The organism is Allosphingosinicella sp., from assembly GCF_046295735.1.
Taxonomy (GTDB): domain Bacteria; phylum Pseudomonadota; class Alphaproteobacteria; order Sphingomonadales; family Sphingomonadaceae; genus Allosphingosinicella.
On record NZ_JBKBMQ010000006.1, the window covers coordinates 14,709 to 34,112 of the forward strand.

A 19,404-nucleotide genomic window follows, 5' to 3' on the forward strand; every position below is an offset into this window, starting at 1 on the left:
GAAACCGCTTGATCGGAGGGAGGTCGCGGGGGCGGCGCGGGAGGCCGCCGCCCCCCGCCTCTATTCCGCCGCCTCGACCGTGATCACCGGCGCCTCGACCGCCGCCGCTTGCCGGCGGGCGTCGATCCTGCGGAAGGTGGCGAGCGCCTGGCCCACCACCTGGTCCATATTGTAATAGCGGTAGGTGGCGAGCCGGCCGACGAAGGTGACGTTCGGCGTCGCATCCGCCAGCGCCTCGTAGCGCTTGAACAGCTCCTGATTCTCCGGCCGCGGGATCGGATAATAAGGATCGCCCTCCGCGCTCGGATATTCGTAGGTGATGCTGGTCTTGCCGTGCCGCTGGCCGGTGAGGTGCTTGTATTCGGTAATGCGCGTCCAGGGCACGGCGGGATCGGGATAGTTCACCACCGCCACCGGCTGGAAGCGCTCCTGGTCCACCACCTGATGCTCGAAGCGCAGGCTGCGATAGGGGAGCTTCCCGAACCGGAAATCGAAATATTCGTCGATCGGGCCTGTATAGACGGTGTGGCCGGCCGCGATCCCGTCGCGCACGTCGCGGTAATCGGTGCCGAGAAGGACGTCGATATTGGGATGGTCCAGCATATTGCGGAACATCGCCGTATAGCCGTCGGCCGGCATCACCTGGTGCTTGTCGCCGAAATAGCGGTCGTCGGTGTTGGTGCGGGTCGGAATCCGCGCCGTCACCGCTTTGTCGAGCGCGCTGGGATCGACGCCCCATTGCTTGCGCGTATAGCCCTGAAAGAACAGCTCGTAGAGTTCGCGCCCGACGGCCGAGACCACCACGTCCTCCGAGGTGCGGACCTCCGCCACCGGCTCCGCGCGCGACGCCAGGTATGCGGCGGCTTCCGCGTCGGTCTTGAGATCGAGGCCGAAGAGCTTGTTGAGCGTGGTCCGATTGATCGGGATCGGCACCAGCTGGTCCCGCACCTCGGCCAGCACGCGATGCTCGTAGGCGCGCCAGCCGGTGAACTGCGACAGATGCTCGACGATCTCGTCAGAATTGGTGTGGAAGATGTGCGGGCCGTACTGGTGGATGAGCACGCCCGCCTCGTCGGGCCGGTCATAGGCGTTGCCGGCGATATGCGGCCGCTTGTCGATCACCAGCACCCGCGCGTCGTGCTGGCTGGCCAGACGCTCGGCGATGACCGAGCCGGCGAAGCCGGCGCCGACCACCAGATAGTCGTAGCTGCGCCCTTCGGCGGAGGCGATGAAGTTCGGGCCGCGCGGCGCCACCCGGACCGCCTCGCCGACCAGAGCGGACATGCGCGCGAAGGTGATGTCCCAGCTGAGGTTGGCGAGCTTCACGTCCACCTCTTCGAGCCAGGCCTCGTCGCCGCGGGCCAGTTCCAGCGCCCGCTCGCAGCCCGCGACGAACGCTTCCGCCCCGTCGGCGATGATCACCGCCTCCAGGTCGCCATAGTGCCGCATCACGTCGGCGATCGGCGTCGAGACGACCGGCCGCCCGCCCGCTAGATATTCGGGCGTCTTGGTCGGCGAGATGAAGCGGGTGGAGTCGTTGATGGCGAACGGCATCAGCGCGACGTCCCAGCCGCCCAGATAATGGGGCAGCTCCTCATATTGGCGGCCGCCCATGTAGAAGATGTTGTGCCGCCGCGGCAGGTCCTTGGGGTCGATCTTCACGACCGGGCCGATGATGACCAGCGACCAGTCCGGCCGCGCGTCCGCGACCGCGGCGAGAAGGTCGAGGTCCATCCGCTCGTCGACCACGCCGTAGAAGCCGAAGCGGGGACCGGGGATGGCCACCTGGTCGATCGGCTGTTCCGCGACGGCGCGGGCGAGCGCGAAATGCGCCCGTTCGACGCTGGAGGGAAAGGGGTGGATGTTGGGGTGGCGGTCCTTCTTCGCCTCGTAGAGGCTGTAGCCGCCGGTGAAGACGACGTCCGCCGCCCCGAGCAGTTCGCCCTCGAGGCCGAGGAGCCGCGGCGGTGCGAAGCGGAAATTGGCGAGCTCGTCCATGCAGTCGTAGACCGTCGCCGCGGCGTCGACATGGCGCGAGAAAGGCAGCATCATCGGCGTGTAGTACCAGCGCACGAACGGCCCCCGCTCGCCCGCCAGAAAGCCGTCGAGCAGCGCCTTGAGCGCGGTCTCCCGCCCAGCCTCGTCCATGCCTTCGGGGAGCGAGGGCGTGCACACGACGACCCCCGTCTCGGCACAGGTCCGGACGCCGAGCGCGGGCTCACAGCCTTCGGCCGCCGCCTCGGGCTCCTCCCAGAAGACCACCCGCCGCTCGGCCGCGAACCGGCTCATCAGATGCTGCGGCCGCTGGAACACGAAATTCCAGCGCAGATGGGAAAAGCAGATGAGCGTGTTGTCGAAACGGCTGCGGGCCGCGAGCAGATCGCGCCCCAAGTCAGAGGCGGCGGCGAGCTTGATCAAGTGGAAACCCTTTGGTTTGAGGACCTTCCACCCCAACGTATGCAGATGAAGCTCGGTTCCGGCGGACCCGGCGCTTCGCGGCTGAAACGAAACAGACCGGCGCTCAGCCGTCCAGCGCGCGCTTCAGCTCGTCGAGCCAGGGCCGGGCCGTTCCGTCGCTCGGCGCCCGCCAGTCGCCGCGCGGGCTCAGCGCGCCGCCCATCGACACCTTGGGCGAATTGGGGATGGCGGAGCGCTTGAACTGGCTGATCTGGAAGAAGCGGAACAGGAAGACCTCGAGCCATTTGCGGATCGTGCCGAGATCATATTCGCGCTTCAGATGATCGGGATAGTCGAACGGCCAGCCGCCGGCCTCCCGGTCCTTCCAGGCCTGCCAGGCGAGGAAGGCGACCTTGGACGGCGCCTGCCCGCTGCGCAGGATGTGCCACAGGAAGAAATCGTGGAGCTCGTAGGGGCCGATCTTGTCCTCGGTCGACTGCATCCCCCCTTCGACGTCCGCCGGCACCAGCTCGGGCGAGATCTTGGTGTCGAGGATCGCCTGCAGCACGCGGTTGGTCTCCGCGTCGAATTGCCCGGTCTTGATCACCCAGCGGACCAGATACTGGATCAGCGTCTTCGGCACGCCGGCATTGACGCCGTAATGGCTCATCTGGTCGCCGACGCCGTATGTGGACCAGCCCAGCGCCACTTCCGAAAGATCGCCGGTGCCGACTACGAAGCCGCCCCGATGATTGGCGAGGCGGAAGAGGTAATCGGTCCGGAGCCCCGCCTGCACGTTTTCGAAGGTGACGTCGTAGACCGGCTCGCCATCGGCGAAGGGATGGCCCATGTCGCCGAGCATCTGCCGGGCGGCGGGCCGGATGTCGATCTCCGCCGCTTCGATGCCGAGCGCGCGCATCAGCGCCCAGGCATTGCCTTTCGTATCCTCGCCGGTCGCGAAGCCGGGCATGGTATAGCCGAGGATGGTCGAGCGCGGGATGCCGAGATAGTCGCAAGTCTTGGCGGCGACGATCAGCGCATGGGTGGAATCGAGCCCTCCCGACACGCCGATCACCAGATGCTTGCCCGACGTGGTGGTGAAGCGCTTGGCGAGCCCCTGCACCTGAATGTTGAACGCTTCGTAGCAGTCCTGATCGAGCTGCTCGATGCGGTTCGGCACATAAGGGAAGCGGCGATAGGTTCGCTCCAGCCCGATGTCGCGATTGGCCGGACGGTGGTCGAAGCGGATGCGGCGGACGCGTTTTTCGGGATGGCCCGCGGCCACCGCATTGTCGTTGAAGGTCGGCATCCGCATCCGCTCCAGGCGCAGGCGGCGCACGTCGATGTCGGCGACGGCGAGCTCCGGTTCGCGCGCGAAGCGGCTCGATTCGGTGAGCAGCTCGCCGAACTCGTAGATCGAGCCCTGCCCGTCCCAAGCGAGGTCGGTGGTGCTCTCGCCCGGACCCGAGGCGGCGTAGACGTAGGCAGCGCAGCAGCGGTTCGACTGTGAGGCGCACAGAAGCTTGCGCTCGTCCGCCTTGCCGACGGTGATGTTGGAGGCCGAGAGGTTGCACAGGACCAGCGCGCCGGCCAGCGCCCCGACGGTGGAAGGCGGCTGCGGTGCCCAATAATCCTCACAGATTTCGAGGTGGAAGACGAAGTCCGCCAGCCCCTCGCCCTCGAAGATCAGGTCCGGGCCGAACGGCACCGTCTGTCCGGCCAGCTCCATCTCCAGACCTTCCAGGCCGATGCCGGAGACGAACCAGCGCTTCTCGTAATATTCGCGATAATTGGGGAGGAAGCTCTTCGGCACCACGCCGAGGATGCGGCCGCGCGAGATGGCGATGCCGCAATTGTAGAGCCGCCCGTTGCGCCGCACCGGCGCGCCCACCGCCAGCACCGCGTCCACGTCCGCCGTCGCCGCGCACAGATCGCCGATCGCCCGCTCGACCTCCTCCAGAAACGCCTCCTGGAGGTGGAGGTCGTCGACGGCGTAGGAGGAGATGTTGAGCTCCGGAAAGACCAGGAGGTCGACGCCGCGCGACTGCGCCTCGCGGGCGAGCCCGATCGTCTGTTCCAGGTTGAAGCGGACATCGCCCGACGAGGCGAGCGGAGTCGCCGCCGACACCCGCACGAACCCGTGGCGGTGAATGGCCGCGAACGGCACGTCGGCGCTCATCACAGCATCTCCGTCATCATCTCGATCGCGACGCGCATGCACTGCACCCGCGTCGCGCCGCGGCCGATCGGCCCGAAATGTTCCTCCCGGTGCGCCGTCCTGCGCCCCGCCCGCGCGCAGGCGAAGTGGACGAGGCCGGGTTCGTCGCCGGAATCGGCGAAGCCGGTGACCGACAGAGCCAGATTGGCGCGGGAGCGCTCCAGCGCGCCGTCGGCCATGGCGATCGCCACTTCCCGCGACACCGCGCCCTTTGCCTCGATGAGGTCGAGCGGCACGCCGAGCAGCTCGTTCTTCGCCTCGTTGGTATAGGTGACGAAGCCGCGGTCGAAGGCATGAGCAACGCCCTTCACGTCTGTGAGCAACGACGCGAGCATGCCCCCGGTGCAGCTTTCGGCGGTGGCGAACATGATGTCGCGCTCGCACGCTTTCTCGAGCAGCCGCCCGGCGGCGGTCTCGATCTCGTCCGGCAGGACGGGGGACAGGGTTTCGGTGTCCTTCAACGCGCGATCCTTCAAGGCCTCAGCAATGTTGATCCCGAACTAGCGCAGTTCCTCCCGGGTTCCAAAGCACAGCGGAACCCGGCTGCTCCTTGGCGGTTCGTTACGGCGATACGCGAAGGAGAAATTCATGGCCGACGACAAGCCCCAGGATGCCCTTCAGCTGCTCGCCCAGGACCACCGCAGGGTGGAGGAATTGTTCGAGCGGTTCGAGAAGGCCAAGGGCGCCGAGGACAAGCGCACCATCGTCCTCCAGATCTGCACCGAGCTGAAGGTGCATGCGATGATCGAGGAGGAAATCTACTATCCGGCGATCCGCGGCAAGGTCGAGGACGACGATCTCGACGAAGCCTATGTCGAACATGACGGCGCCAAGCTGCTGATCAACGAACTCGAGGCCGCGGAGCCGAGCGAGGAGTTCTACGACGCGAAGGTGAAGGTGCTGCAGGAGCAGATCGAGCATCATGTGAAGGAAGAGGAGAAGCAGCGCGACAACCTCTTCCAGCAAACCCGCGCCGCCGAGATCGATCTCAAGGCGCTCGGCGCGCAGCTCGCCGCGCGCAAGGCGGAATTGATGGAGCTGGCGGAAAGCGGCGACCTGCCCCGCGCCGAGCCCGCCACGTTGAGCCACGAGGGAGCAGCCTGATGGAATGGGACCGCAACAAGACGCTGTTCAGCATCGCCGGCGCCGCCGTCGCGGGCGTCGCCGGCTATCTGGTCGCGCGCACATTCTTCTTCGGCACCGAGGAGCATGACGCGCCGGCCCTGGCCGAGTCTCGGCCGCCTGGCCCTGTTGGAAACAGCGGCAACGCTCGCTCCGCGGGTCCTGAAGCCATGCGCGACCCGCCCAGCGAATGGGACAGGGTCGATCAGGCGAGCGACGAGAGCTTCCCGGCGAGCGACCCGCCGAACCTCGCCCCGCACGTCGATTGAGCAGCCCCGGCGGGGCGCCGGAGCTTCGGCGCGGTGCCCCGTCTCAGGCGGCGACGCGGGCCAGCAGCCGGTCGATCGCCGCCCGCGCCTCGGGCTCGTCCAAAGTCGGCGCATGGCCGACGCCGGGCACCACCGCGCTCTCCATCTCCGGCACTTCCGCCATCATCCGTGCCACCGTCGCTTCGCTGAGGATGTCGCTGTGCGCGCCGCGCACCACCAGCGATGGTGTGCCTCTCAGCGCCCGGAAGGCGGCCCAGGCGTCGAAGCCCGCCGTGCCGCCCGGTACCCGCATCGGCTCCGCGATGCGCATGTCGTAGTCGAGCACGACCCGGCCGTTGTTGTTGAGCCGGCACAGGCGCTTGGCGAAGCCGAGCCAGTCGTCGAGCTTCCAGCCGGGATAGACGTCCCCCTGCGCCTCGGCGAAGTGGCGGGCCGCGTGCAGCCAGGTCGGCCAGCTTTGCGAGCGGCCCACATAGGACCGGATCCGCTCCAGCCCCCGCTCCTCGATCGCCGGCCCCACGTCGTTCAGCAGCGCGCCCGCGATCCGGTCCGCGCCCGCCGCCGCGAGCAGCATGGTGAGGAGACCGCCGAGCGAGGTGCCGAACAGCACGAACCGCTGCAGCCCGGCCTCGCGGATCAGCGCCTCCACATCCTGGAGATAGGTGAGCGGTACGTAGCTCATCGGATCCTTGGCATAGGCGCTGTCGCCGCGCCCGCGCAGATCGACGCAGATCAGCCGCCACGCCCCCGCCAGCCGATCGGCAACCGCTTCGAAGTCCCGGGCGTTGCGGGTGAGACCGGGAAGGCAGAGGATCGGCGGCCGCCCGTCGCCACCGCCGGCATAATCGCGATAATGGAGGCGCAGACCGTCGTTCGACCACCAATAGCCTTCGGTCCAGCCCGCCATCTTCTTCCTCGCAGCTTCAAGGCCCATATCGACGCATGACCGATCTTCCGCAAGCCAGCACCTATCGCGCCGATCCGGCCATCCTCGAGCTCGGCGACGCCTTCTACGATCCAGTCGAGGCGGCCGATTTCCCGCAGACCATCCTGCGCTTCCGCAACCAGCGCCACGCGGAGGCCGTGGGGCTCGGCGACCTGTCGGACGCGGACTGGCTGCGCCATTTCGGCCGCTTCGTGCCGCTGCCCGACAATCTGGAGCAGCCGCTGGCGCTGCGTTACCACGGGCACCAGTTCCGCGTGTACAATCCCGATATCGGCGACGGACGCGGCTTCCTGTTCGCGCAGATGCGGGACGGCGCGGGGCGGCTGCTCGACCTCGGCACCAAGGGTTCGGGGCAGACGCCCTACAGCCGGTTCGGCGACGGGCGATTGACCCTGAAGGGCGGCGTCCGCGAGATCCTGGCCACCGAGATGCTGGAGGCGCTCGGCGTCGAGACGTCCAAGACCTTTTCCCTGATCGAGACCGGTGAGGCGCTGGAGCGGAACGACGAGCCCTCCCCCACCCGCTCGGCCGTGCTGGTGCGCCTGCAGCACAGCCATATCCGCATCGGCACCTTCCAGCGGCTCGCTTATTTCGAGGAGACGGACAATCTCGCCCGCCTCACCGACTATTGCCTGCGCCATTATTACGGAGAGGAAGGCGGCGCGCCTGGCCGCCTGCTCGACCATGTCAGCGGCCGGGCGGCGAGGCTGGCGGCCTCCTACATCGCCGCCGGCTTCGTCCATGGCGTGCTCAATTCCGACAATATCGCCGTCACCGCGCAAAGCTTCGACTACGGCCCGTGGCGCTGGACCCCCTTCTGGGACGGCGGCTTCACGGCCGCTTATTTCGACCATGCCGGCCTCTACGCCTTCGGCCGTCAGCCGGAGGCGATCCATTGGGACATCGTCCAACTCGCCGCTTCGCTGCGCCTCATCGCCGAGGCCGAGGAGCTGACGCCGGCGCTCGAGGGCTTTCCCGCCCGGTTCCAGGAGGCGCTGCGGGATGCGATCTTCGCGCGGCTGGGCATCGCCCGCGGCGGCGATGACGAGGACGGCCGCCTGCTGATCGCGCTGGAAAGCGCGCTGGCGCGCAGGACCGTCGAGATCGACCGCTTCTTCTTCGACTGGCGCGGCGGCCGGCGGCGCGGCCCCTCGCCGGCGGACGCCGCCTACGAAGACGAGGCGTTCGCCGATTTCCGCGCCCGGATCGCCGCGTTCGACCCGCTGCCGGGCGCCACCGATCATGACTATTGGTCGGACGCCGCGCCGCAATCGATGCACATCGACGAGGTGGAGGCGATCTGGAGCCGCATCGACGAAGCCGACGACTGGTCCGCGCTCGACGCCAAGGTCGCGGCGGTGCGGCGGATGGGCGGGGCGATGCGTGCGGCTTGACCCGCTGCGTCAAACATGTTGGTGGCGGCGCGGGAGTATAGGATGGCCGACAGCCTGATTTCGTTCGAACCTGCAACCGGCGAACGGCTCTGGGAGGGCCGGGTCGGCGACGCCGGCGCCGAGGTGGCGGAGGCGCGCGCCGCCTGGGCCGACTGGGCGTCCCGGCCGCTGACGGTGCGCGTGGAAACGCTGCGCCGCTTCGCCAACGTGACCCGCGGCAAGCTCGAGCCCTTCGCCGATCTCATCGCCCGCGAAACCGGCAAGCCGCTGTGGGAAGCGCGCACCGAGGTCGAGGCGGTGGTGAACAAGGTCGACATCTCGGTCGCCGCTTATGGCGAACGGACCGCGCAGCGTCGGCTGGAAGGGGCGCTCGGCGCCCGGGTGGCGGTGCGGCACAAGCCGCACGGCGTGCTCGCCGTGTTCGGCCCCTACAACTTCCCCGCCCATCTTCCGAACGGCCACATCGTGCCCGCCTTGATCGCCGGCAACGCCGTTGTGTTCAAGCCGAGCGAGAAGACGCCGGCGGTCGGCGATTTCCTGGTGAGCCTCTACCACGAAGCGGGCGTCCCCGAAGGCGTGGTACGCTGCCTCCATGGCGGGGCGGAGACCGGCAAGGCGCTCGCCGCCCAGCCCGACATCGACGGCCTGCTCTTCACCGGATCGGCGCGCGCCGGCATGGCGCTCCACCGCCAGTTCGCCGACACCCCGCACAAGATCCTGGCGCTGGAGCTTGGCGGCAACAATCCGCTGGTCGTGTGGGACGCGCCCGACATCCATGCCGCGGCCGTCATCGCCGTCCAGTCCGCCTTCCTGAGCGCCGGGCAGCGCTGCACCGCCGCGCGGCGGCTGATCGTCCGCGACGGCGGCCACGAAGATCTGGTCGCGGCCATCCTGAAGCTCTCCGATCGGCTGATCGTCGACCATCCCCACGCCAATCCCGCGCCCTTCATGGGGCCGGTGATCGACAATGACGCGGCCGACCAGTTGCAGGAAGCGTTCCTGGACCTGATGGGCAAAGGCGGGCGCGCGCTGAAGCGGCTCGACCGGGTGTCCGACGATCGCCCGTTCCTGACCCCGGCGGTGATCGACGTGACCGACGTCGCGCAGCGCCCGGACGTCGAACTGTTCGGCCCGGTGCTGCAGATCATCCGCGTGCCCGATTTCGACGCCGCTCTGGCCGAGGCCAACGCCACCCGCTACGGCCTCGCCGCCTCGCTGGTCGGCGGCAGCCCGCAGCTCTACGACCGCTTCTGGGCCAACACCCGCGCCGGCGTCATCAACTGGAACAAGCCGACCAACGGCGCCCCGTCCAACGCGCCGTTCGGCGGCGTCGGCCTGTCCGGCAACCACCGCCCGAGCGCCTATTACGCCGCCGATTATTGCGCCTATCCGGTCACGAGCTCGGAAGCCGAAAGCGTCCGCGCCTCGATCGGCGTCGGCCTGCGCGACCCCCAAGCGGCGAACGAGCTCGAAGGCTAGCCGGGCGGACGGGACCAAATATCCTCCCCTTCGCGGGGAGGTGGCGGCCCGGAGGGCGGACGGAGGGGTGTCAGCGGCAAAGGATATTCTCGGGCGCTGATACCCCTCCACCAGCCTTCGGCTGGTCCCCCTCCCCTTTCAGGGGAGGATTACGCGCGGCCTATCCCCGGATTTCGGGGAGGTGCCCCTCTTCGGCCCAGTCGCTGAACCGGGTGATCTTGCTTTCGAACTTCATCTTCACCTTGCCGGTCGAGCCGTGCCTCTGCTTGGCGACGATCAGTTCGGACAGCTGGTAGACGCGCTCCATGTCGCGCTGCCATTGCTCATAGGCTTCGAACACCTTGGCGTCGTCGCCGTCCATCGGCCGCTTCGGCTCCCGCGAGGCGACATAATATTCCTCGCGATAGACGAACCAGACCATGTCGGCGTCCTGTTCGATCGAGCCCGACTCGCGAAGATCCGACAGCTGCGGACGCTTGTCCTCGCGCTGCTCGACGGCGCGACTGAGCTGGGACAGCGCCAGCACGGGCACGTTCAGCTCCTTGGCGAGCGTCTTGAGGCCCCGGCTGATCTCCGAGATTTCCTGCACGCGGTTCTGGTCGCCGCCGGCCTTTCCCGTGCCCTGCAGCAGCTGAAGATAGTCGACGATGATGAGGCCGATGCCGCGCTGCCGCTTCAGCCGGCGCGCCCGGGTACGGAGCGCCGCGATGGTGAGGCCGGGCGTGTCGTCGATATAGAGCGGCAGGCCCTCCAGATCGGCGGCGGCGCGGGCGAGGTTGCGGAAATCCTGGTGGCTGATCTTGCCCATGCGCAGGCTCTCGCCGCTGATCCCGCTGGCTTCGGCGAGGATACGGGTGGCGAGCTGGTCGGCCGACATTTCGAGGCTGAAGAAGGCGACCGCCGCGCCGGCCGACTTTTCCGCGGCGATGCCGTCCTCAAGATCGCGCACCAGCCGCTGGGCGGCGTTGAAGGCCATGTTGGTGGCGAGCGCGGTCTTGCCCATGCCGGGACGGCCGGCGAGGATCACGAGGTCCGAATGGTGGAGACCGCCGGTCTTGGCGTTGACGCCGGTGAGGCCGGTGGTGACGCCCGACAGCCCGCCGCCGGTATTGAGCGCCTTCTCGGCGAGCTGCACCGCCATGTGGGTCGCCTCGGCGAAGCTCTTGGTCGACGATTCGCCGCCGCCTTCCTCGGCGACGCGGTAGAGCGCGGCTTCGGCCTGCTCGATCTGGCCCTTGGGATCGACCTCCTCGCTGGTGTCGAGCGCGCTTTCGACCATTTCGCGGCCGACGCCGATCAGCGCGCGCAACAGGGCAAGGTCGTAGATCTGGCCGGCGAAGTCGCGGGCGCCGATGATGGCGGCACCGGACCCGGTGAGCTGCGCCAGATAGGCCGGGCCGCCCAGTTCCTTCATCTCCTCGTCCGCCTCGAACAGCGGCCGCAGCGTCACCGGCGAAGCGATCATGTTGCGATCGATCAGCTTCAGGATCTGCTCGTAGATGCGGCCGTGGAGCGGCTCGAAGAAATGGTCCGGCCGAAGCTTCATCTGGATGTCTTCGGCAAGGCGGTTGTCGATCATCAGCGCGCCCAGCAGCGCGGCTTCCGCCTCCACATTGTGGGGGAGCGAGGGCGCGCCGGTCTCGGCGGGTTCGGCAAGTCTCAGGATTTCGGCCATGGGCGGGAATGTACGCCGATCGGCCGCGCTTGAATATGGCCGGCGCGCAAAGTTTCGGTGGACGGGCATGTGGATAAGCGGCGCCGTTCGTGCGGCGGACCGTTGGACCCGAACCGGTCATGCGACGTTCTGCCTTGCGGATGCCGGTCTCCCCCCGCCGGCTTCCGGCAAGCACAGAGCGGCCCCCTATCCCCTCCCCGAAGGGCCGCTCGACACCCCTCTCCCGCGCCCGGCGCGGGAGAGGGACGTTGTCGCCCCTTCCCTTGCCGCCGTTCCTTGCCTAAGCCTCCGGCCAAAGCAGAAGCAGCGAGAGGGGCAACATCTCCATGGCAAGTGCAGCGGCGGACGCGGTGGCGGCCGAACCGGCGGTGGTCGGTCTCATCGATCATGTGACCAACGTTTCCGATTTCATCTGGGGCGGCACCTGGAACGGCGAGCAGGCGATCCCGCTGCCGCCGATGGTGCTGATCCTGCTCGGCATCGGCATGTACATGATGATCGGGCTGCGCTTCTATCCGCTGCGCCAGCTCTGGCCCGCCTTCGTCGGCATCTTCCGCAAGCAGGGCGACAAATCCTCCGGCGAAATCTCCCCCTTCGCGGCGCTGTCGACCGCGCTGTCGGGCCAGGTCGGCACCGGCAACCTCGCCGGCGTCGCCACCGCGATCGCGCTCGGCGGCCCGGGCGCCATCTTCTGGATGTGGATCACCGCGCTGATCGGCATGGCGCTCGCCTTCGCCGAGGGCGCGCTCGCCATCCGCTACCGCGAGGTGCTGCCCGACGGTACACGCCGCGGCGGGCCGATGAGCTACATCACCTTCGGCCTCGGGCCAAAATGGAAGTGGCTGGCGATCGTCTTCTCGCTCGGCACGGTGCTGTCGGCGATCGTCACCGGCAACATGATCCAGGCCAATTCGGCCGGCGAGTCGATCCAGCAGCTGACCGGGCTCAGCCCCGACATCGGCGGCCTGATCGTCGCCGCGCTCGTCTTCATCGTCATCATCGGCGGCATCAAGTCGATCGGCGCCGTCGCCGAGAAGGTCGTGCCGACGATGGCGGCCGCCTATCTGCTGATGGCGCTCATCGCCATCATCATCAACATCGAGGACATTCCCGAGACGTTCGGACTGATCTTCTACGGCGCGTTCAACGCCCAGTCGGCGACCGGCGGCTTCTTGGGCGCGGCGGTGATCATCGCGATCCGCGCCGGCGTCGCCCGCGGCCTGTTCTCCAACGAGGCGGGCCAGGGGTCCACCCCGATGGCCCACGCGGTCGCCCGCACCACCGATCCGGCGCTGCAGGGCCGTTTCGCGATGATGGGCACCTTCATCGACACGATCATCGTCTGCACGATGACCGCGCTTGTCATCCTGACGGTGCAGGGCAGCTTCACCGCCACCGACGCGGCGGGCGTGGTGACCGTCCAGGAACATGCCTGGAATTCCGATCTGCGCGGCTTCGCCATGACCGCCGGCGCCTTCGCCGCCGCCTTCCCCTACACGCTCGGCGGCCTTCCGATCGGCGTGCTGATCGCCTCGGTCGCGCTGCTGCTGTTCGTGTTCACGACGCTCCTCACCTGGTCCTATTATGGCGAGCGGGCGGTGACCTATATCTACGACCAAGTGGCGAGCACCCGCTCGGGCGAGCGCACGCTCCAGATCCTGTGGCGCCTGCTCTGGTGCGTGATGATCTGGGTCGGCAGCTTCCAGGAGCTCGATCTCGTCTGGCGGATGGGCGACATCGCCAATGCCGCGATGGCGCTGCCCAACCTCGTCGCGCTGGCGCTGCTCGCGCCCGTCGTCTTCGCCCTCGCCCGCGGCCAGCGCGCGGCCGGCAAGGACCATGGCCGCGAAACACCGCAGGAACTGTACGACGCCCCGGTCATCGACGCTGGCGGCCACGGCAGCGTCCTCGACAAATAGGAAAAGGCACCCGCCGCCACTTGGCGGATGGCGGCGGGACACCATCTGTGGGAGCCATGTCCCAGCTCGCCATCCTTTACGAACATCCCGCCTGGTTCGAACCTTTGTTCGCCGCGCTGGATCGGCGCGGCATTGGCTTCGACCGCATCTTGCTCGGCGGCCACAGCTTCGATCCGGCGGGCGATGCGCCGCCGGCGCCGGTGGTGCTCAGCCGCGTCGCGATGTCGAGCTTCCTGCGCGATCCCGAACATCCGATCTTCTATGCCGAGGCGCTGCTGGACCATTGGGAGGCGAGCGGCGCGCGCGTCCTGAACGGCGCCGCGGTGCTGGCGATCGATTCGTCCAAGGCGCGGCAGCTGTCGCTCCTTTCCCGGCTCGGGCTCTCCATCCCGCGGACGCGGGTGGTCCACCGCGCCCGCGATCTGGTGGAGGCGGCGCGCGGCTTCGGCTTCCCGCTGTTGGTCAAGGCCAATATCGGCGGATCGGGTGCGGGCATCGCCCGCTATTCGAGCCTTGAGGAGCTGCGCGCCGCAATCGCCGACCGCGCCGTGCCGACGAGCATCGACGGCGTGCTCCTTCTCCAGGACTATGCGCCGGCGCGGGGCGGCACGATCCTGCGCATGGAGACGCTCGGCGGCGAGTTCCTCTATGCGATCGAAGTGGAAAGCGGCGGCGACACGTTCGACCTCTGCCCCGCCGACGCGTGCGTGGCCACGCCGGGGCGGGCGGCGATCGGAATGAAAGCGGTCGATCCCGCGCCGGAACTCGTCCGGGCGGCGGAGGCGGTCGCCCGTGCGACCGGCATGGAACTTGGCGGCGTCGAGCTGCTGATCGACGACCGCGACGGCACGGCGCGTTTCTACGACATCAACGCGCTCTCCAACTTCGTCGCAGATCCGCTGAACGTGCTCGGCTGGGACCCGCACGAGCGACTGGTCGATCGGCTGCGGCACATCATCGAGGAAGAGGTGGGACGATGAGGTTCGGCTATTGGATGCCCGTGTTCGGCGGCTGGCTGCGCAACATCCCGGACGAGGGGATGGAGGCGAGCTGGGACTATGTCCGTCGCCTGACGCTGCGCAGCGAGCAGACGGGCTGGGACCTGACCCTGATCGCCGAACTCAACCTCAACGACATCAAGGGTGTCGAGGAGCCCGCGCTCGACGCCTGGTCGACGGCGGCCGCTCTCGCCGCGGTGACCGAGCGGATCGAGCTGATGGTGGCGGTGCGCCCCAATTTCCATCACCCCGCTCTGTTCGCCAAGCAGGCCGCCAATATCGACCGGATCAGCGGCGGCCGCCTGGCGCTCAACGTCGTTTCCTCCTGGTGGGCGGACGAAGCCACGCAATATGGTCTCCAGTTCGACCAGCATGACGACCGCTACGCCCGCACCCGCGAATGGCTGGACGTGGTGGACGGCCTGTGGCGCGAACCACGCTTCAGCTATGAGGGCGAACGCTACAGGCTGCAGGATGCGATCTGCGCGCCCAAGCCGCACTCTTCCCCCCGCCCCGTCATCTATGCCGGCGGCGAGAGCGACGCGGCCAAGACGATGATCGCCCGCCAATGCGACGCCTATGTGATGCACGGCGATCCGGTCGATGCGATCGCGCCCAAGATTGCGGACATGAAGGCGCGCCGCGCGCAGGCCGGCGGCGGGGACATGCGCTTCGGGATGGCCGCCTACGCTATCGTCCGCGATTCGGAGGCGGAGGCGCGGCGCGAGCTGGACCGGATCACCGCCCTCCCGCCGACGCCGCCCAAGGGCTTCGACAATTTCGAGCAATGGCTGTCGGGCACCCAGCTTGAGCGGGAGCTGAAGCTGCGCGAATATTCGGTGTCGAACCGCGGGCTCAGGCCCAATCTGGTCGGCACGCCCGAACAGGTGCGGGAACGGATCGAGGAATATGAAGCGGCCGGGCTCGACCTCCTCCTCCTCCAGATGAGCCCCCAGGCCGAGGAGATGGACCGTTTCGCCGCGCAGGTGATCGGCCCGATGAAGGCGGCGCAGGCATAGGGCGTCCGGCTTCAGCCGAAATAAAAGTTGTCGAGCGCGATGTGGGTCCCGCTGTGGACAATCATCAGCGTGTCGATCTGCGCCCAATCCACGTCGAACAAGGTGGGCCCCGAATTGACGATCGGTCCGCTGTGGGTGCCGACCAGGACATTGTCGCGGTAACCGAGCAACGTCACGTGTTGCGATGCGTCCCAGGCCGAGGTGATGTAGACCTTATCGAACAGAAACTCGCTTCCGTCCACGGACTCGATGACCAGAGGGCCCTCACCGAAGGGGCCGAACGCGACCTTTTCGCCGGGCGGGATACTGCCCCTCTGGTACCCAGTGCCGGGAAGATAATCCTTGTGGAGGACGTACATCTGGTCGCCGGGAACGGTCCAGTTGAAGCCCCGATAGCCGAACGGAACTTCCTGGAGATTGTCGAGATCCTCAAAATCTATGACGAAGCCCGCGGGTGCCTCCGCGGCGCCCGTCACGGTCACGGTGGCAACTCCGGTCGCCGTGGCACCATGCTCATCGGCGATCTTGTAGCGCAGCTGAATCTTCTCGCTCTGCCCTTCGGCGAGATGATCGAAGTCCGTGCCGGGATCGAACCGGACCTTCCCCGCCACCACGGTGGCCGTGCCCCGTCCTACCGGCGCCACGACGGAGACGAGGCTGAGCGTGGCGCCTTGATCCGGGTCATGATCGTTGGCGAGGACATCGATCGTCAGCACCTCGTTCTCACCGCCGGTCATCTTGTCCGGAACGGCGACCGGCGCGTCGTTCACGCCTGTGATCGTCACCGTGACCTTGGCTGTGCTGACCGCTCCGTTGCCGAGCCGGATGGCGTAGCTGAACTGATCCTGGGCGGTGACGCCCTTCGCCAGATGGTCGAAGGCGCCGCGCTGGTCGTAGACGATCGTGCCGTCGCGGATGGAAATGGCCGCCCCGCTCGGCAGCTTCACCCAGGCGTTCGCCGGAGTCGCGGTCTGGGGGTGGGTCTGGTTCAAAGAGAACAGCTTCTTCGCCGCGCCACCCGCATCGTTGGCGAGCACGTCGAGCGTCAGCAACCTGTCCTCGGCGACGACCGCACGGTCGTCCCTGGCTTGCGGCGTCTGCGATGAAGCGATGGAACGGGTGTTGCTCATCGTTCTTCTCCTCCAATGAGACGAAGAACAGGGTCGGAGGTCTGATCAAGCTATCGGGCGCCGACGCGACTCGCCGCTCCTCCGGCCAGCTGAGATGATGAACCTGCTCGCTTGCTCTGTCCATCCGCCGCGCGGGCAATGCTCTAAAGCGGGTCAGTCCTCCTCCTCGCCGGGTCGGAGCACCGCTTGGACACCTCGGGCGACAAGGCCTCCGATGGCGAGGACGTTCAAGCCCTGATTGCAGTGGCGGCCGGGATCCATGGATCGACAGGAGCCGGCGGACGAGTCCATTGCGGCCGCCTGTTCGCCGCCCGCGATGTCGGCCGGCCGCGGCGGGCGTTCGACGGGGAGCGGCAGGCGCTGAGCCTCCTGGCGCGGATCCTCGTGCGGGGCGCAGACCACGATCTGGTCGCCGTCGGCGCGGGCGCGCGATTCACGGCAGCTCGGGGGAACGATGCGCAGCCGCGTTGGCGAAGGTGCCTCGGCATCCGACTGACCGGGCAACCCGTTCGCCATCAGCGCGGCAAGGACGACGGCGGCAAGTTCCACGGCACATCTCCCCCTGCGGTGGACGGCAGAAGCCCTGATGCCACGTCTATTCCTCGAAAGCTGAACGACAGGCAACGAGATGGATGGGCGTTGCCGTTAAGAGGTTGTCAACGGGATGGATCCAAACTCGTCCGACAAGCGTCCTGCTGGCAGGAGGTTGAAATGCAGTATCGGCCTGTTCTCGAAACGCCCCGTCCGGACGCCAATCCGGCGATCGAGGTGCCGCCGCCCGTGCAGGGCTTTCTCTACGGCATATTGTTCAGCCTGCTGCTGTGGATGCTGATCGGCGCGGCCGTGCTGCTCGTCATCTGACGGCCGGTTTTCACCGCCTTCAATCCTCCTCGCGCCGCACCTGGTTGCGGCCTGCACTCTTGGCCTCGTAGAGCAATCTGTCCGCGCGCTTCAGCGCGGGCTCGCATGCCTCGTCCCAGCGGCCGCCGGCCACTCCGGCCGAAAAGGTGATGCGGCCGATCGGCGCGTCGGTGCCGCGCACGCGGAAGCGGCGCCCGGCCAGTTCCTCGCGCGCTTGATCGACGATCTCGGCCGCGCGCTCGACGCCGAGGCCGACGAACAGCATCACGAATTCCTCGCCGCCGAGGCGCGCGACCATGTGGCCGGCGCAGCTCGTTTCCAGCACGTCGGCGACCATTCGCAGCACCCGGTCGCCGACGCCGTGGCCATGGACGTCGTTGATCGCCTTGAACCGGTCGACGTCGCAGATCGCCAGGCTGGTCGGGACCCGCTCCCGCTCCAGCTCCGCCCAGCGCTCGTCGAACGCGCGCCGGTTCGGCAGCCGGGTGAGCGGATCGCTGAGCGCGTCCTGACGGACCGTCTCGAGCTTCTGGCGAAGGAGGTGCGTTTCCTCCTCGGCGGCGGCGAGCTTGCGCTCGGCGGCCGCCGCGCGCTCGACCATCGCGCCCGCGATGCGCAGCAGATCGGGTATCGCGGCACCGCCCGCCGAGCGTTCCAGCCTGGCGGCATTTTCCGCAAGGTCGCGGCCGTAATCGCGCGCTTCGTTGCGGGTGCGGTCGACGACCGCGGCGAAGGCCTCCAGCTGACGGCGGGCGGCGGCGGCGAGCCGTTCGCTCTCGTGCGGGTCCCCGACCGAGGCGCCGCCGCCATGTTCCACCAGAATCCGGTCCGCCTCCTTCTGGGTGAGGCGCACGCCGTCGCTGGTCGCGGCGATCACCGCGCGGGCGGCTGGCGTGTCGCCATGGACCGCCAGCTGATAGGCCAGCGCGTAATTTTCGGGCGAGGGCGCGAGGCGGTGGGTGTTCAGGAACTCGCCGATCTTCCGGTAGACGCGCCGCCACTGCGCCTCGCCGCCCGCCGCGGCCGGGATGGGCCTGCGCGTCTCGGCGTTCACGGGCGCGCCTCCCTCGCCCGGGCGGCGGCGAGGAGCGGCGCCTCCATGCCCCGGCGCCATGCGAGCGTGATCGACATGCGGCGGTTGCGGGCGTCGAGCCGGTCCTCGGCGATGAAGGGCTCCCGGTCGGCGACGCCTTCCAGACGGGTGAAGCGGGCGAGCTCGACACCCGACGCTTCGAGCGCGGCGCGGGTGGTCTCCGCGCGGGCGGTGGAGAGCAGCCAGTTGTTCATCGTCCCGCCCGCGGCATAAGGCACGGCGTCGGTATGGCCGCGGATGATGACGTCGTTGGGGACGCCGTCGATCACCTGCGCCACCGCCGCTACCAGCCGCCGCGCCTCCGGCACCAGCTGATCGGTGCCGAGCCTGAACATCGAGAAATCGGCTTCGTCGATGAGGTCGATGCGCAGGCCTTCGCGGGTTTCGGAGAAGCGGACATGCTTCTTTAGGCGGCTGAGCTCGGCCGAGGCCTCCATCCGCTCGATCAGCTGGCGCTTCAGCGCCTCGAAGCGCTGGCGGTCCTCCGGATGCGGCCGCGCCTCCCCTTCCCTGATGCCGCCGGTCACGTCGCGTGGAATGACGATGGAGCGCGAACCTGTCTGCGCCGCGCGATGCGGATAATTGTCGGCGGCGACGATCGAATCGCCGCCCAGGATGCCGTTCGATCCGGCGCTGTTCTGCTTATATTCGATGAGGGTGGGCGTGAAATAATCGGCCAGCCCCTTGCGCTTGTCCTCGTCGGTGGAACCGAGCAGCCAGAGCAGCAGGAAGAAAGCCATCATCGCGGTCACGAAGTCCGCATAAGCGATCTTCCAGGCGCCGCCATGATGGGGGCCATGCTCGGTTTCCTGCACCACCTTCTTGACGATGACCGGCCTCGGCGCCGGCTCGTTGCGCCCCCTGCGCGCCGTGCTCGCCACCGC

17 protein-coding genes are annotated in these 19,404 nt (G+C 68.0%); 8 read left to right on the forward strand and 9 right to left on the reverse strand.

Annotated features, from left to right (window positions below; translation table 11 throughout):
• Window positions 1–60: 60 nt before the first annotated feature.
• From glf to ACK4K7_RS06870, 3 genes are all read right to left on the reverse strand, one after another.
• Complete coding sequence (glf, locus tag ACK4K7_RS06860) at window positions 61–2,418, reverse strand: UDP-galactopyranose mutase (protein WP_431864623.1); 2,358 nt, start codon at window positions 2,416–2,418, stop codon at window positions 61–63.
• Window positions 2,419–2,521: 103 nt separating this feature from the next.
• Window positions 2,522–4,576, reverse strand: coding sequence for an NAD(+) synthase (locus ACK4K7_RS06865; RefSeq protein ID WP_431864625.1), 2,055 nt, complete (start codon window positions 4,574–4,576; stop codon window positions 2,522–2,524).
• A complete protein-coding gene (locus ACK4K7_RS06870) occupies window positions 4,576–5,076 on the reverse strand; it encodes a CinA family protein (protein WP_431864627.1) in 501 nt (166 codons plus the stop codon). The genes ACK4K7_RS06865 and ACK4K7_RS06870 overlap by 1 nt, the downstream gene beginning before the upstream one ends.
• A 127-nt stretch (window positions 5,077–5,203) precedes the next feature.
• On the opposite strand from ACK4K7_RS06870, the gene ACK4K7_RS06875 reads away from it, so the two are divergent.
• Both ACK4K7_RS06875 and ACK4K7_RS06880 read left to right on the forward strand, forming a co-directional pair.
• Window positions 5,204–5,719 (forward strand): hemerythrin domain-containing protein, encoded by a 516-nt coding sequence (locus tag ACK4K7_RS06875; RefSeq protein WP_431864629.1) that lies wholly within the window; start codon window positions 5,204–5,206, stop codon window positions 5,717–5,719.
• Window positions 5,719–6,006 (forward strand): hypothetical protein, encoded by a 288-nt coding sequence (locus tag ACK4K7_RS06880; RefSeq protein ID WP_431864631.1) that lies wholly within the window; start codon window positions 5,719–5,721, stop codon window positions 6,004–6,006. Before ACK4K7_RS06875 ends, ACK4K7_RS06880 begins: the two co-directional genes overlap by 1 nt.
• Window positions 6,007–6,049: 43 nt before the next feature.
• Here the strand turns inward: ACK4K7_RS06880 and ACK4K7_RS06885 are convergent, their stop codons facing one another.
• Window positions 6,050–6,913 (reverse strand): alpha/beta fold hydrolase, encoded by an 864-nt coding sequence (locus tag ACK4K7_RS06885; RefSeq protein ID WP_431864632.1) that lies wholly within the window; start codon window positions 6,911–6,913, stop codon window positions 6,050–6,052.
• 35 nt (window positions 6,914–6,948) lie between these two features.
• Between ACK4K7_RS06885 and ACK4K7_RS06890 the strand changes: the two genes are divergently transcribed.
• Together ACK4K7_RS06890 and astD are read left to right on the forward strand one after the other, a co-directional pair.
• A complete protein-coding gene (locus ACK4K7_RS06890) occupies window positions 6,949–8,346 on the forward strand; it encodes a protein adenylyltransferase SelO family protein (protein WP_431864634.1) in 1,398 nt (465 codons plus the stop codon).
• A gap of 42 nt (window positions 8,347–8,388) precedes the next feature.
• Window positions 8,389–9,825, forward strand: coding sequence for a succinylglutamate-semialdehyde dehydrogenase (gene astD, locus ACK4K7_RS06895; protein WP_431864636.1), 1,437 nt, complete (start codon window positions 8,389–8,391; stop codon window positions 9,823–9,825).
• A gap of 160 nt (window positions 9,826–9,985) precedes the next feature.
• Here astD and ACK4K7_RS06900 read toward each other — a convergent pair whose 3' ends face one another.
• On the reverse strand, window positions 9,986–11,500 hold the full coding sequence (locus ACK4K7_RS06900) for a replicative DNA helicase (RefSeq protein WP_431864637.1): 1,515 nt from the start codon (window positions 11,498–11,500) through the stop codon (window positions 9,986–9,988).
• Between the two features lie 326 nt (window positions 11,501–11,826).
• Here ACK4K7_RS06900 and ACK4K7_RS06905 point away from each other — a divergent pair, with 326 nt between their 5' ends.
• Genes ACK4K7_RS06905 through ACK4K7_RS06915 form a run of 3 tightly spaced genes read left to right on the forward strand, consistent with a single transcriptional unit; the run spans window position 11,827 to window position 15,436 of the window.
• Window positions 11,827–13,419 (forward strand): alanine/glycine:cation symporter family protein, encoded by a 1,593-nt coding sequence (locus tag ACK4K7_RS06905; RefSeq protein ID WP_431864639.1) that lies wholly within the window; start codon window positions 11,827–11,829, stop codon window positions 13,417–13,419.
• Window positions 13,420–13,475: 56 nt separating this feature from the next.
• Entirely contained in the window at window positions 13,476–14,399 is a 924-nt protein-coding gene (locus ACK4K7_RS06910) for an ATP-grasp domain-containing protein (protein ID WP_431864641.1), read from the forward strand.
• The gene (locus ACK4K7_RS06915; RefSeq protein WP_431864643.1) at window positions 14,396–15,436 is read left to right on the forward strand and encodes an LLM class flavin-dependent oxidoreductase; all 1,041 of its coding nucleotides are present in this window, start codon (window positions 14,396–14,398) and stop codon (window positions 15,434–15,436) included. The genes ACK4K7_RS06910 and ACK4K7_RS06915 overlap by 4 nt, the downstream gene beginning before the upstream one ends.
• Before the next feature lie 11 nt (window positions 15,437–15,447).
• Here ACK4K7_RS06915 and ACK4K7_RS06920 read toward each other — a convergent pair whose 3' ends face one another.
• Window positions 15,448–16,566, reverse strand: coding sequence for an Ig-like domain-containing protein (locus tag ACK4K7_RS06920; RefSeq protein WP_431864645.1), 1,119 nt, complete (start codon window positions 16,564–16,566; stop codon window positions 15,448–15,450).
• Window positions 16,567–16,719: 153 nt separating this feature from the next.
• A complete protein-coding gene (locus tag ACK4K7_RS06925) occupies window positions 16,720–17,115 on the reverse strand; it encodes a hypothetical protein (RefSeq protein WP_431864647.1) in 396 nt (131 codons plus the stop codon).
• A gap of 162 nt (window positions 17,116–17,277) precedes the next feature.
• Between ACK4K7_RS06925 and ACK4K7_RS06930 the strand changes: the two genes are divergently transcribed.
• Window positions 17,278–17,427, forward strand: coding sequence for a hypothetical protein (locus tag ACK4K7_RS06930; protein ID WP_431864648.1), 150 nt, complete (start codon window positions 17,278–17,280; stop codon window positions 17,425–17,427).
• Between the two features lie 19 nt (window positions 17,428–17,446).
• On the opposite strand, the gene ACK4K7_RS06935 is transcribed toward ACK4K7_RS06930, so the two are convergent.
• A complete protein-coding gene (locus ACK4K7_RS06935) occupies window positions 17,447–18,481 on the reverse strand; it encodes a diguanylate cyclase (protein WP_431864649.1) in 1,035 nt (344 codons plus the stop codon).
• Window positions 18,478–19,401 carry a flagellar motor protein MotB gene (locus ACK4K7_RS06940; RefSeq protein ID WP_431864650.1) on the reverse strand — a complete coding sequence of 308 codons (924 nt, stop codon included), beginning with the start codon at window positions 19,399–19,401 and terminating at the stop codon, window positions 18,478–18,480. Before ACK4K7_RS06940 ends, ACK4K7_RS06935 begins: the two co-directional genes overlap by 4 nt.
• Window positions 19,402–19,404 lie beyond the last annotated feature (3 nt).

Bases quoted from the DNA above. Each gene is read 5' to 3' on its own strand.
- ACK4K7_RS06865 (WP_431864625.1), bottom strand. From the start codon at position 4,576: ATGAGCGCCGACGTGCCGTTCGCGGCCATTCACCGCCACGGGTTCGTG.
- ACK4K7_RS06875 (WP_431864629.1), top strand. From the start codon at position 5,204: ATGGCCGACGACAAGCCCCAGGATGCCCTTCAGCTGCTCGCCCAGGAC.
- ACK4K7_RS06880 (WP_431864631.1), top strand. From the start codon at position 5,719: ATGGAATGGGACCGCAACAAGACGCTGTTCAGCATCGCCGGCGCCGCC.
- ACK4K7_RS06885 (WP_431864632.1), bottom strand. From the start codon at position 6,913: ATGGCGGGCTGGACCGAAGGCTATTGGTGGTCGAACGACGGTCTGCGC.
- ACK4K7_RS06890 (WP_431864634.1), top strand. From the start codon at position 6,949: ATGACCGATCTTCCGCAAGCCAGCACCTATCGCGCCGATCCGGCCATC.
- astD (WP_431864636.1), top strand. From the start codon at position 8,389: ATGGCCGACAGCCTGATTTCGTTCGAACCTGCAACCGGCGAACGGCTC.
- ACK4K7_RS06900 (WP_431864637.1), bottom strand. From the start codon at position 11,500: ATGGCCGAAATCCTGAGACTTGCCGAACCCGCCGAGACCGGCGCGCCC.
- ACK4K7_RS06905 (WP_431864639.1), top strand. From the start codon at position 11,827: ATGGCAAGTGCAGCGGCGGACGCGGTGGCGGCCGAACCGGCGGTGGTC.
- ACK4K7_RS06910 (WP_431864641.1), top strand. From the start codon at position 13,476: ATGTCCCAGCTCGCCATCCTTTACGAACATCCCGCCTGGTTCGAACCT.
- ACK4K7_RS06915 (WP_431864643.1), top strand. From the start codon at position 14,396: ATGAGGTTCGGCTATTGGATGCCCGTGTTCGGCGGCTGGCTGCGCAAC.
- ACK4K7_RS06920 (WP_431864645.1), bottom strand. From the start codon at position 16,566: ATGAGCAACACCCGTTCCATCGCTTCATCGCAGACGCCGCAAGCCAGG.
- ACK4K7_RS06930 (WP_431864648.1), top strand. From the start codon at position 17,278: ATGCAGTATCGGCCTGTTCTCGAAACGCCCCGTCCGGACGCCAATCCG.